Consider the following 12,334-nt stretch of genomic DNA (forward strand, 5'->3'; position numbering starts at 1 on the left):
CATCGCGCTTGCGGAGCCTCTGCTCGGTGTCATGGGACGCGGTCGTCAGTCTGTGGCGGGAGAGAGCAGGGTCGGCAACTGGGTCATGCTGTCAATGACGGCGTCGGGTCCGGCACTGCGGATGTCCTGGCCATGGTTGTAGCCGTAGCTCATGCAGATGATGCCGAGAAAACCGGCGGCGCGGGCCGCTTTCACGTCACTGACGGAATCTCCCACCATCAAGGCCCTGTCGGGCGCGACCCCAAGCTGGCGGGCCGCATGCAGCAGGGGCGCCGGGCTGGGCTTCTTTTCCGCCAGTGTGTCGCCGCTGACCACCAGTTCGAAGGCATCGCGTATGCCCAGATCGCGCAGCAGGGGCTCGGTGAACTGCGCGGCCTTGTTGGTCACGCAGCCCAGCCGGTAGCCGTTGGCAGCCAGCCAGTCGATGCCCTCGCGCACGCCCTCATACAGGTGCGAGCGTTTGCTGGTGTTGTCGGCGTAGAGCTCAAGGAATAGCGGGTAGGCGCGATCGAAATCGGCGTCGGTGGGTTCGCCGTCCAGGGTGCCGCTGAGCGCGCGGCGCACCAGCCGCTCCACGCCGTTGCCGACCCAGGTGCGCACGGCGGCCTCGCCCCGGGGCGGGCGACCGAGCTGCTGCATCATGGCGTCGACGCAGAAGGTCAGGTCGGGCACGCTGTCCACCAGCGTACCATCGACGTCGATCAGGACCATTTCGGGGCGAATCGGGAACTGCATGCTGGCGTCTGCCTCGCAACCTGTGTGGATCGGCGTCTGACCAGGTAACGCTGGAGTACTCAGCGTTACCCGTGCGGGGCGAAAGCCCCGCGCTGATTTTGGGCAGGATGGCTGAAAATCAGCGTCTCCCTAGCGCTGCACGTCCGCCAGGGCGGCGCGCATCTGGGCGATGATGCTGTCGTAGCGGTTCGGATCGCTGTCCTTGCCTTTGCCGAAGATGCCGGAGCCGGAGACGAAGGTGTCGGCGCCGGCGGCCTTGATCGCGGCAATGTTGTCGGCCTTCACGCCGCCGTCGATCTCCAGGCGGATGTCGCGGCCGCTGGCGTCGATCAGTTCGCGCACCTGGCTCAGCTTGTCCAAGGCCGACGGGATGAAGCTCTGGCCGCCGAAGCCGGGATTGACCGACATGAGCAGGATCATGTCGATCTTGTCCATCACGTACTCCAGGCAGGTCAGCGGCGTGGCGGGATTGAACACCAGGCCGGCCTTGCAGCCTTCGGCGTTGATCAGCTGCAGCGTACGGTCGATGTGCTCGCTGGCCTCGGGGTGGAATGTGATGTAAGTGGCACCGGCCTGGGCGAAATCCGGGATGATGCGGTCCACCGGCTTGACCATCAGGTGCACGTCGATGGGGGCGGTGACGCCATGCTTGCGCAGGGCCTCGCACACCAGCGGACCGATGGTCAGGTTCGGTACGTAGTGATTGTCCATGACATCGAAGTGCACGATGTCGGCGCCGGCGGCCAGGACATTGTCCACTTCCTCGCCGAGCTTGGCGAAGTCGGCCGACAGGATGGATGGGGCGATCAGATCGTGCGCTGCTGGCATCGGAAACACTCCGTTTGGCGGTGCCCACGCCGCGTCGGGGCGGCGCGGAATTGAAAAACGCAGGAGTAAAAAACAAGCGACGGAGTATAGCGCAAAGCGGCCCGCTTTCGACGCCGAGAGGCTGCGGATGCATCGCTGTAAACTCCGAGTGATCGATGTTCCGCCACATTCCGAGTGAGGTGGCTAGGCGCCGCATGCCGACCGGCCTCCTTGTCCGCAGCATTATCCGCTCCCCGTCCTTTTCGATCTGGACGGCAAACTGGCCGGATCTCGACATCGAGATCGCGCGGGCGCCATGCGAGGCGGCGCGGCTGGAATTCGGGCTGGTGCCCACTGACTGGCCGGACCTGCTGCCCGGGCTGGCGCAGCGTCAGCTGGACGTGGTGGTCGCGTCCGTCTCCGATTACCTGAATTCAAGGCCGAGGTCGCGCTGGCGGCGATCCAGGGCGAGCGGTCTTCGCCCAGCTGTAGCAGTTCTCGGTAGTGGGTGATGATCGCCCGGGTCAGCTCGGCCTGCTCCGCCAGCAGGTCGCATGCCACCGCCGAACATGGCCCCGGATTCCTTCCTTCTTGTCTACTCCCCCTCCTCGCTTCGCGGCGCCGCATACCAGGCCGCCAGCTCGATGATTTCGTCGTCGGTGAGCTGGCTGGAGATGAAGCGCATGCGCGCATACTCGTCGTTCTGTCGTTCGCCGGTCTTGAAGGCCTGCATCAGCTCGACGAAGTGGTCCACCTTCTGTCCGCTGATGGCCGGCACCTCGAAGCCGAGTCCTTCGCCCTGCTTGCCGTGGCAGACGTCGCAGGGCAGCAGCAGCCGATCGAGATCACCCCGGGTGACCAGCAGCGGCGGATCATCGGTGACGGCCGCGGGCTCCGGCGGCAGGGTCTCGAAATAGGCCGCCAGGTCGGCCATGTCCTGCACGCTCAGGCGTCGCGTGGCCTTTTTCATGTCGCGGCTCTCCCGCACCTCGGTGCGGTAGTCGATCATCTGCTTGAAGTTGTAGGCCGCGCGTTGACCGGCGATGCTGGGCGTCTCGTCGTCTTCGGCGATGCCGGCCTCGCCGTGGCACTTGCTGCAGCGCCGGTCTTCGGCAACGGCGCGGCCGCGCTCCGCGTCGCCAGAGGCGATGACGGCCAGGGTCTGGCTGCTCCAGGCGAAGGGAGCCGGTTCGTCCGCGGCCTGTGCGGCGCCGGTCAGCAGCATGGCGACCAGGACGCCGGAGGCCAGCCTGCCGTGGATCAGCCCGAAGGATATCAGCTCGAGGGGGATCAGCTTGCCGGTAGTCGGTCTTCTGGGCTGGACATCGATGCAATGGTTCATGGGTGTTCTCCTGCCGTGTGCGTCTGCCATCAGTGCCCGGCTGTGTCAGCGGCCGTCTGTACGGCTGTTCGGGCGGCTGTCTGGGGCCCGTCGACGCCGGCCATGTGCAGGGACTCCACCGGGATGATCTCCTCCACCGAGACCATCTCCACCGACGGCACCGTGATGGCGTCTTCACCCAGCAGCAGATCGGCCAGATGCTGGCTGAACGAGCGGTAGTGCAGCTTGGCGCTGACCCGGATCTCCTTGGCGTCGTCCGGCAGGTTGAAGTAGTACTTGCCGTACTTGTAGCCCTTGGGCGGGATGGTGTTCACGTCGGTGAAGCGCGTGATCTTCCACGGTAGCGCCGTGTGCTCGCCGTTCTCGTCGACGGCGTGGGCGTTGAACACGACCGTGTCCGGCGGCAGTTCGTTATCGGCATCCAGGGTGCCGGAGCGCATCAGTTCGCGGCCCTGGTCGTCGGTGACCACCACCTCGAGCCAGACCTCGCGCACCTCGGTCAGGCTGGTGGGCAGGTGGTGTCCGGCGCGCTCGTTGGTGACCCGCACCTTCACCCGATGCAGCGGACCGTTGCTGTTGCTGACCGAGACCTTCAGCGAGGCCACGCTCTGCAGGCGCTTGACGGCCTCTTCGTAGTTGCCGTCGCGGCCCAGGTCCTCGGGCCGGTCGGAATCCTTCGCCCCCATCACCGAGGTCAGCACTGCGTTGCCGCCGACGAAGCCGTGCTTGTGCCTCAGCTTGCGCCAGGGTCCGCCCAGGCCGACGAAGCCGTCGAGCCCCTCGAGATCCAGGTCTTCCGGTCGGGTCAGGGTGTCGGCCACGCGGTTGGCGACCTCCACCGGCATCATGTGGCAGTCCTGGCACTGGATGTCATTCTGGGCGTAGATGGAATACTTCCATTCGTCGTAGGTGCGCTCGATGGGGAAGTTGTTGCCCGGATGGAAGATGTTGTGGCAGTTGCCGCAGAAGTCGGATTGGGCGTGGTGGTCGGAGTAGGCCGTCTCGTGGTAGGTGGAACTGGCATCCGCCAGGGTTGCACGCTTGACGTTGCCGGGATCGAGCACGTAGGAGGAGTTGCCGTGTTCGAGCACCGCGGTGTCCATCAGGTTGTTGCCGGAGATGGTGTGACAGACGTCGCAGGACACGCCCATTTCCGCCACCGGCGGGGCGCTGAAGGTGCCGTGCAGGCCCCGCTCGGGGTGGAACTCGATGCTGTTGGTGGACACGCCGATGGGCGTGTGGCAGCCGCCGCAGTGGTTGCGCAGATCCGGGTCATCCTTCTCCGCCAGCGCCCAGAGCGCCTGGAACACCGGGTCCTTGAACGAGTTGGAATGCATGGAGCCGTTCCAGCCCTCGTACTGGTAGGTGTGACATTGGCCGCAGATGCGCGGGTCGGTCCACTCCTCGGGGCTGACGTCCCGATGTCCCTCGGTGGTGATGTACGAGGGCGGGAAGCGCCGTTCGTCATCGGCTTCCTTGCCCGGCTTTGGCTGGTCGGCGGATGCGATGCCCCAGGGCGCGGTCAGCGCCAGGACGAGCGCCGCTGTCGCGGTGCCGCGCGGGATCTGTAGTGCCATCGATGTGCCTCCTTTGGCGTTGATTCAGGGCGCGAACTTCGGATGGCTCGCTGACGCTGCGTAAAAGGAAGCAAGCATTTTCCGCGCCATTGATGGCGCGTTTCGTAAAACAATCCCTTACAAGCGATGGAAGGGATCAGGCCGTTGCAATTTCCGTTGCAGTGCAACGGATGTTGCCGGGCCTGCATCGCCTCGCGGCTACCCGGGGCATCTTCAGGGAAACGCTGAGTTATTCAGCATTTCCCGTGAGGGGCAGGAGGCCCCGTGCTGATTTTTGGCCAGGATGGCCAATAAATCAGCGTCTTCTCAGGTGTCGCCGGCGTTACTCCGGCGACGCTATGCCAGGCCCAGGCGCCGCATGCGTCGCCACAGCGTGCTGCGGTCGACGCCCAGCAGTTCTGCAGCCAGACGGCGGTTTCCATGGGACTGATGCAGTGCCTCTTCGATTGCTTCGCGCTGGCGGGTGTCACTGCCGTCCGGCGGCGAGCAGGCCGCGCTGCCGGTGCCATATCCGGCGCCATGGCCGGAACCGGCGCCGATACCAACGCCGGCACCAGCACCGGAATCGATGGCCCGGGACCGGTGCATGCGGATGTCGATGGGCAGGTCCTCGGCGCGGATCGCGCCCCCGGTGGCGCAGATGACGCCGTGCTCCACGGCATTGCTGAGTTCCCGCACGTTGCCAGGCCAGGGGTAGTCCAGCAGCAGTCGAAGGCTGTCGTCGGCCAGGCCAGGCACGCCACTGCCCCGGGGCGACGACAGTTGGCCGATGAAGTGCTCGGCGAGCAGTTTCACATCGCCGGGTCGCTCCCGCAGTGGCGGCACCAGCAGCGGGATGACCGCGATGCGGTAGTACAGGTCGGCGCGGAACAGGCCGTGATCCACCAGCGGTCGCAACGGCTGGTTGGAAGCGGTGATCAGGCGCACGTCCACCGAGGTGGTGCGGTCGGAGCCCACCGCCTCGAACTGGCCGCTCTGCAGCACCCGCAGCAGCTTGGGTTGTAGTTCCAGCGGGAACTCGTTGATCTCGTCCAGGAACAGGGTGCCGCCGTCGGCGGAGCGAAAGCGGCCCAGTCGCGCCTGGGAGGCGCCGGTGAACGCCCCCTTGACGTGACCGAACAGCTCGGACTCGATCAGTGACGCGGGGATCGAGGCACAATTGACCTCGACGAACGGCCCGCCGGCCCGCTGGCTCCGGGCATGGATGGACTGGGCCAGGGTGGTCTTGCCGGTGCCGGATTCCCCCTGCAGCAGCACCGAGGCCTCGCTCGGCGCAATGGTGCGGATGCGCCCGAGCAGGGCCAGCATCTGCTGGTCGCGGGTCAGCAGCGCGGCCTGGGCGCGGCTGATCTCGACATCGGTCAGGTACTTGACGCGGGTGATGTCGCGCAGCATCACGATGCGCAGGTGGCCCTGGTCGCAGGGCAGGTCGACGAAGCCGCTGCGGACCTGGATGAAGCGCGGCTCCTGCTGCCGCCCGCCGAGCTGCAGTTCCAGCTCTGACGCGTCACGACAGCCGGAGGATGCCGCTGTGCCGCCGGCGTCCGGCGCCGCCGCATCGGCATCCGGCCGCGCGCACTGCTCGATGCGCCCGAGCAGGTCCAGCCCGTTCAGGTTGCGCAGGCTCTCCGGCTCGTCGGCGCTGTCCAGCCCCAGGATCTGGCGGGCCATGTCGTTGCACAGCAACAGCCCGCCGCTGGCGTCGGCGAACAGGATGCCGAGATCGATGCGCGACAGGATCGGGCGGAACAGCTCCAGGATCTGGGTGCGTGTATAGGGCATGGCTGGCCTAGGTTCCTCCTTCGGTCGATGTCCGACTCGCCCGGCCGTTGCGCCTGGCGGTTGCGCTTGGCAACTGGGGCGCCGGCACTGGGGCATGGTCGTGTAATCATTGTGCCGATAGATGGGTGCGTGTCCCGCCAAAGTCCAGTGTGTGGAGGAGCGCAGGGAGCAAGCGTCATGGGGCAGCGGCAGATGAACGAATGTTCATGTTTCCGCATGCCCCTGTTCATGGATTGCCCGCTAACATAGGTGCATCGCGAACCAGACTTTACCGGGGCCGGGCGCCCCAGGGACGGCAGCATGATCGAAAACACCGGTGTCGAGGGCGACGCAGCGCCCCTGTCCCGCGCGGAGAGTCCGGCACAGGCGGCGTTTGCCCGTCTGCGCGCGGATCTGGGTGAGCGCATCGTCGGGCAGCAGGCGCTGATCGAACGGCTGTTGATCGCGCTCCTGGCCGAAGGCCATCTGCTGGTGGAGGGCGCGCCGGGGCTGGCCAAGACAACCGCCATCAAGGAACTGGCGACGCGCATCGAGGGCAACTTCCAGCGCGTGCAGTTCACGCCGGACCTGCTGCCCGGCGACCTGACCGGCACCGATGTCTACCGCCCGGAGAGCAGCGATTTCCAGTTCCAGCCCGGCCCACTGTTCCACAACCTGGTGCTGGCGGACGAGGTCAACCGCGCCCCGGCAAAGGTGCAGTCGGCGCTGTTGGAGGCCATGGGCGAGCGCCAGATCACCGTCGGCGGCCGCACCTATGGCCTGCCGGACCCCTTTCTGGTCATGGCCACGCAGAACCCCATCGAGCAGGAGGGCACCTACCCCCTGCCCGAAGCCCAGCTGGACCGCTTCCTGATGCATGTGCGGGTGGACTATCCGGACCCGCAGACCGAGCGCCGCATCCTCGACATCGCCCGCACCGAGGCCCGCGGCCGCTTGCACGCGTCCGGCGAGCACCCGCCGCTGATCCTGCGCGAGCAGATCTTTGCCGCCCGCGATCAGGTAATGGACCTGCACATGGCGGACAATCTGGAGGAATACCTGGTGCAGCTGGTGCTGGCCACCCGTGACCCGGCGCCCTATGACGCCGGCCTCGCGCGCCTGGTCGACTACGGTGCCAGTCCGCGCGCCACCATTGCGCTGGACCGCTGTGCCCGCGCTCGCGCCTGGCTGCGCGGGGCCGACTATGTCACGCCCGACGACGTGCATGCGGTCGCCCACGACGTTCTGCGCCACCGCGTGCTGCTCAGCTATGCCGCCGAGGCCGAAGGCGTGACGCCGGACGACTTCATCCGCGAACTGATCCGGCAGGTACCGACCCTGTGATGGCGAGCTGGTGAACATGGATCCGGACATCCAGGTCAGCGCCGAGGATCTGATCGCGCTGCGCCAGCGCGCGGCGCGGCTGCGGCCGGTGCGTCGACAACCGGCGCGCTCGGCCCTGGCCGGTGCGCATCGCTCACGCTTTCGCGGGCGCGGCATGGACTATCGCGAGTCGCGCCACTACCAGGCCGGCGACGACATTCGCAACATGGACTGGCGCATCACCGCCCGGGCCGGCCATCCGCACATCAAGGTCTTCGATGAGGAGCGCGAGCGCCCGGTGGTGGTACTGGCGGACTTCGGCCCCAGCATGTTCTTCGCCAGCCAGGGGGCATTCAAGTCCGTGGTCGCCGCCCGGCTGGCGGCGCTGATCGGCTGGTCTGCCATCGGCCATGGCGACCGCATCGGCGCGCTGCTGTTCAACGGCGAGCACAAGGAACTGCAGCCCGCCGGCGGACGCCGTGGCCAGATGCGCCTGATCCGCGCCCTGACGGAGGCCGGTGACCCGGCCCGTGGGCTGGCGGAGTCCCTGCCATCCGATGGCGGCCAGTCCGGCAGCGGCCCGTTCGGCGGTGAACCGTCTGGCGTCGAACGATCCGGTGACGAAGCGGCCGAAACGCACCGCCAGGGCGCGCTGACCGAGGCCCTGGCGCGGCTGCGGCGGGTGGCCCGACCCGGCAGCCTGGTCTTCCTGATCTCCGATTTCTACAGCATGGATGCGGGCACCGCCCGGCTGCTGGCCCGGCTGGCAGAGCACAGCGACCTGACGGCGTTCCAGATCGTCGATGCGCTGGAACTGGCGCCGCCGCCCCCAGGCCGCTACGGTATCAGCGACGGCCGCCGTCGGGGGCTATTCGATGCCGCCAGTGCGCGCCAGCGGGCGCGCTACCAGGACTACTTCCAGCGGCACCACGCGGCCGTGCGGCTGCTGGTGGAAGGCAGCGGTGCGGCCCTGCTGCGATGCACCACCACCGATGCACCCGACGAGTGCCTGGCTGCGGCCCTGGCCCTGCGCGGTCGGCAGTCCGGCGCCGCGGTGGCCTGACGGTCCAGGAGCTGATGCCCGATGGACGGATCCCTTGCGCACAACAACGGCCAGCTGCAGGGCCCAATCGGCCAGTTCGGCCAGCCAAAGCAGCTTCGGCCGGGCCAGATCCAGCCAGATCCGATCGGGCAGCTCGACCTGCGCGATGTGCACGTGCCGGCGTCCGCCGGCCTCTGGCCGCCGGCCCCGGGCTGGTGGCTGCTGGCGATCCTGCTGCCGTTGGTGCTGGGGCTGCTGGGCAGGCAAGGCTGGCGGGCCTGGCAGCGCCGGCGTCGGCGTGGGCGTATCCTGGCGGAACTCGACGCCCTGGCGGCGCTCGAGCCCGGGCCGGACCTGGCCGCCGGCCTGTCCGCCCTGCTCAAGCGGCTGGCGCTGAGCCGGTTTCCGCGCCAGCAGGTGGCCGCACTGACCGGCGAGGCCTGGCTGGCGTTCCTCGATCGCACCGGGGGCAATGGCCGCTTCAGCGCCGGGCCGGGCCGGGCGCTGGCCCTGGGGCCCTATGCTCCGGCGGCGCAGTGCGATGCCCAGGCACTGCTGGCCCTGGCCCGCGACTGGATCCGGAGCAACGCATGAGCCTGCAGTGGGCACATCTCTGGGCGCTGATTGCGCTGCCTTTGCCGCTGCTGGTGTGGCGGCTGCTGCCGCGGGCGCAGACCCCCACGGGGCCGGCGCTGCGGGTGCCCTTCTTCGCCGCGCTGGAGCAGGGCCGGGCCGATGCCGCGCGGCCGCGTCGCTGGCCGCTGCTGCTGGCGGCGCTGGCCTGGCTGCTGCTGGTGCTGGCCGCCGCCCGGCCGCAATGGGTGGGCGAGCCGATCCCGCTGCCGGTGGAGGGGCGCGATCTGATGCTGGCGGTGGACATCTCCGGCTCCATGGTGGAGGAGGACATGGTCATCGGCGGCCGCGTGGTCGACCGGCTCACCGCGGTCAAGGCGGTGGCGGGAGACTTCATCGAGCGCCGCGAGGGCGACCGCATCGGCCTGATCCTGTTCGGCCAGCAGGCCTATCTGCAAACGCCCTTGAGCTTCGACCGCGAGACCGTGCGCACCCTGTTGTTCGAATCTGCCGTCGGTCTGGCCGGACGCGAGACCGCCATCGGCGACGCCATCGGCCTGGCGGTGAAGCGGCTGCGCGAGTCGCCGAGCGAAGAGCGCGTGCTGGTGCTGCTGACGGACGGGACCAATACCGCCGGCAACATCGCGCCGCTGAAGGCCGCCGAGCTGGCCGCCGAGGCCGACGTGCGCATCCACACCATTGCCATCGGCGGCGACCCGCGAAGCGCCTTCGGCCTGACCCTGGGGCGCAATCCGCTGGACGAGGGCACGCTGCAGGCCATCGCCGAGGCCACCGGCGGGCGTTACTTCCGCGCCCGCGACCTGCGTGAGCTGCAGGCCATCTATGGCCTGCTCGACGAGCTGGAGCCGGTGCAGTCCGAGCAGCTGAGCTTCCGCCCGGTGCAGGAGCTGTTCGCCTGGCCCCTGGCCGCGGCCCTGGTGCTGAGCGCGCTGGCCACGCTGGTGCGCATCGGCCTGCCGGTCAGGACCGGGCAATGAGCGCCAGACATCCGCTCGGTGCGTTGCAGCCGCCAAGGCGCCTGGTGCGCTACAGATATTCTGGTCGCCTATGCCACGGCAAGTTGTTCATGAACGGTTGCTCCAGCTCTGCGTCTTCTCCGCGTTCTCTGCGTCTTTGCGGTTCCATTTACGTGTCCTAGGATGAACGATCTCCATTTCCTGTCACCGCTCTGGTTCCTGGCGCTGCTGCCCCTGGGCCTGCTGCTGTGGCTGGCGGCGCGCGCGGGCTCCGGCGTCGATGCCTGGCGTCGGGTGGTGGATCCGCGTCTGCTGGCGGCGCTGTCGGTGTCCGGTGGTGATGCCGGCGGTCGCTGGTGGCCGTTGGCGCTGCTGGCTTCCGGCTGGATCGTCGCCGTCGTGGCGCTGGCCAATCCGACCTTCGAGCGCGCGCAGATCCCGGCCTTCCGCAGCGAGGCGGCGCGGGTCATCGCGCTGGACCTGTCCCGCTCCATGCTGGCGGCGGACCTGACGCCGACGCGGCTCGACCGTGCCCGCTACAAGGTGGCCGACATCGTCCGGCGCAGCGCCGACGGGCAGGTGGGGTTACTGGCCTTTGCCGGCGAGAGCTTTGCCGTGGCGCCTCTGACCGACGACGGCGACACCCTGCTGGCCATGCTCGATGCGCTGGCGCCAGCGGTAATGCCGGTGCAGGGCAGTCGGCCCGATCTCGCGATTCTGCAGGCGCTGGACCTGCTGCAGCAGGCCGGGGCACGGGGCGGGGAGGTGGTGCTGCTGACGGACGACGCCGGCGATGAGCGCGCCCGCGCCGCGGCCAGAACGCTGCAGGCGGCCGGCCATCGGCTGGCCGTCATTGGCGTCGGCACGGCCGAGGGCGCCCCCGTGCCCGGCGTGGCCGGCGCCGACGGGCCGGTCATGGCGCGACTGGACCCGCAGGCCCTGGGCGAGCTGGCGGCAGCCGGTGGCGGTGACTATGCGCCGCTGGCCGTGGATGCGACGGATCTCGACCGCGTGCTACGGCAGCCGGGCCGCGCCCTGTCCGACCTGGCCGCGACCGATCCGATGCGCACCGAGGCCTGGAAGGAACTCGGCCCCTGGATCGTGCTGGCGGCCTTGCCACTGGCGGCACTGGCCTTCCGTCGCGGTTGGCTGCTCACCGTCGCGCTGGTGTGCGTCGGCCTGGGGCCGCCGGGGGCGCGTCCCGCGCTGGCCCTGGGCTGGGACGATCTCTGGCAGCGCCGCGATCAGCAGGCCGATGGTGCCCTGGCCGCCGGTGATTACGAGCGCGCGCGTGCGCTGGCGCCGGATCCGGCCCGCGCCGGCGTGGCCAGCTATCGGCTGGGCGATTACGAGGCGGCGATCGAGGCGTTCGGCGCCGGTGACGATGCCACGCAGCACTACAACCGGGGCAATGCGCTGGCCCGGGCCGGTCGGCTGGAGGACGCCATCGCCGCCTACGACACGGCCCTGTCCCGCGACCCGGACATGGCCGATGCCGCCTACAACAAGGCCCGCATCGAGGAACTGCTGCGGCAACAACAGCAACAGCAGCAACAGCAGAACGGCCAGCAAGGCGATCCCGCCGACGACGAGCAAGACGGCCCCGCTGATGGCCAGCCGCAGGCCGGTCAACCGGAGCAGTCGTCGGGCGGGCAGGAGCAGCCGGCTGCCGGGTCCGAAACGGAGTCGTCGTCCGCCGATGCGGCGGGGCAGGGACAGAGCCCGGGCGAGGAGCCGACCGACGACCAGCCTGCCGATGCGGGCGCGGACCAGGCCCAGGCCGAGCAGGCCGCCGAGGCCTATCGCGAGGAGGCCGCCGAGGCCGCGCAGCCGGATCCATCCTTAGGCACCGGCGCCCCGGCTGGTGCACAGGGTGATGAACCGACTGGCGAGGCGGCTAACGGCCAGCCTGGCGAAGCGGTGGAAGATCAGGCCAGGGAGTCGGCGGACCCGTCAATGGCCGAGCCGTCCCCAGCTGATGCGCCCCCGGCCGCGCTGTCGCCCGAGCAAGAGGAGGCACGCCAGGCCGCGGAGCAATGGCTGCGCCGCATCCCGGATGATCCGGCCGGCCTGCTTCGGCGCAAGTTCCTGTACCAGTACCGCGCGCGTGTCGGCGACGGCGCCGGCGCGACGAGCGGTGACCCCTGGTGAGGGAGGTTTGGCTTGATCTGAAGACCTTGGCGTCCGCTCGGTTTCG

Annotated in this window: 11 protein-coding genes; 6 read left to right on the forward strand and 5 right to left on the reverse strand. The window is 68.8% G+C overall.

The annotated features are described in order from the left end of the window. Window positions 1-45: 45 nt before the first annotated feature. Both F2Q65_RS13775 and rpe read right to left on the reverse strand, forming a co-directional pair. Window positions 46-735, reverse strand: coding sequence for a phosphoglycolate phosphatase (locus tag F2Q65_RS13775; protein WP_150093989.1), 690 nt, complete (start codon window positions 733-735; stop codon window positions 46-48). Between the two features lie 129 nt (window positions 736-864). After that, window positions 865-1,563, reverse strand: a complete 699-nt coding sequence (rpe, locus tag F2Q65_RS13780) for a ribulose-phosphate 3-epimerase (RefSeq protein WP_150093990.1) — start codon at window positions 1,561-1,563, stop codon at window positions 865-867. A gap of 155 nt (window positions 1,564-1,718) precedes the next feature. Here rpe and F2Q65_RS13785 point away from each other — a divergent pair, with 155 nt between their 5' ends. Continuing rightward, window positions 1,719-2,054 (forward strand): amino acid ABC transporter substrate-binding protein, encoded by a 336-nt coding sequence (locus F2Q65_RS13785; RefSeq protein ID WP_150093991.1) that lies wholly within the window; start codon window positions 1,719-1,721, stop codon window positions 2,052-2,054. 83 nt (window positions 2,055-2,137) lie between these two features. Here F2Q65_RS13785 and F2Q65_RS13790 read toward each other — a convergent pair whose 3' ends face one another. From F2Q65_RS13790 to F2Q65_RS13800, 3 genes are all read right to left on the reverse strand, one after another. After that, window positions 2,138-2,884, reverse strand: coding sequence for a c-type cytochrome (locus F2Q65_RS13790; RefSeq protein WP_170265710.1), 747 nt, complete (start codon window positions 2,882-2,884; stop codon window positions 2,138-2,140). Between the two features lie 29 nt (window positions 2,885-2,913). Then, entirely contained in the window at window positions 2,914-4,461 is a 1,548-nt protein-coding gene (locus F2Q65_RS13795) for a multiheme c-type cytochrome (protein WP_150093993.1), read from the reverse strand. A 336-nt stretch (window positions 4,462-4,797) separates the two neighbouring features. Further along, window positions 4,798-6,243, reverse strand: coding sequence for a sigma-54 interaction domain-containing protein (locus tag F2Q65_RS13800; protein ID WP_170265713.1), 1,446 nt, complete (start codon window positions 6,241-6,243; stop codon window positions 4,798-4,800). A gap of 300 nt (window positions 6,244-6,543) precedes the next feature. Between F2Q65_RS13800 and F2Q65_RS13805 the strand changes: the two genes are divergently transcribed. The 5 genes from F2Q65_RS13805 to F2Q65_RS13825 all read left to right on the forward strand — a co-directional run bounded on the left by F2Q65_RS13805 (window position 6,544) and on the right by F2Q65_RS13825 (window position 12,288). Then, window positions 6,544-7,566: an AAA family ATPase gene (locus tag F2Q65_RS13805; protein WP_150093995.1), complete on the forward strand. Its 1,023-nt coding sequence runs from the start codon at window positions 6,544-6,546 to the stop codon at window positions 7,564-7,566. 16 nt (window positions 7,567-7,582) lie between these two features. Further along, window positions 7,583-8,608: a DUF58 domain-containing protein gene (locus F2Q65_RS13810; RefSeq protein ID WP_150093996.1), complete on the forward strand. Its 1,026-nt coding sequence runs from the start codon at window positions 7,583-7,585 to the stop codon at window positions 8,606-8,608. A 21-nt stretch (window positions 8,609-8,629) separates the two neighbouring features. Continuing rightward, on the forward strand, window positions 8,630-9,181 hold the full coding sequence (locus tag F2Q65_RS13815) for a DUF4381 domain-containing protein (RefSeq protein WP_150093997.1): 552 nt from the start codon (window positions 8,630-8,632) through the stop codon (window positions 9,179-9,181). Then, on the forward strand, window positions 9,178-10,158 hold the full coding sequence (locus tag F2Q65_RS13820; protein ID WP_150093998.1) for a vWA domain-containing protein: 981 nt from the start codon (window positions 9,178-9,180) through the stop codon (window positions 10,156-10,158). Before F2Q65_RS13815 ends, F2Q65_RS13820 begins: the two co-directional genes overlap by 4 nt. A 162-nt stretch (window positions 10,159-10,320) precedes the next feature. Then, window positions 10,321-12,288 carry a VWA domain-containing protein gene (locus tag F2Q65_RS13825; RefSeq protein WP_150093999.1) on the forward strand — a complete coding sequence of 656 codons (1,968 nt, stop codon included), beginning with the start codon at window positions 10,321-10,323 and terminating at the stop codon, window positions 12,286-12,288. Window positions 12,289-12,334: the final 46 nt, after the last annotated feature.

The sequence above is a fragment of the Thiohalocapsa marina genome (assembly GCF_008632335.1).
In the GTDB taxonomy this organism is placed as follows: Bacteria; Pseudomonadota; Gammaproteobacteria; order Chromatiales; family Chromatiaceae; genus Thiohalocapsa; species Thiohalocapsa marina.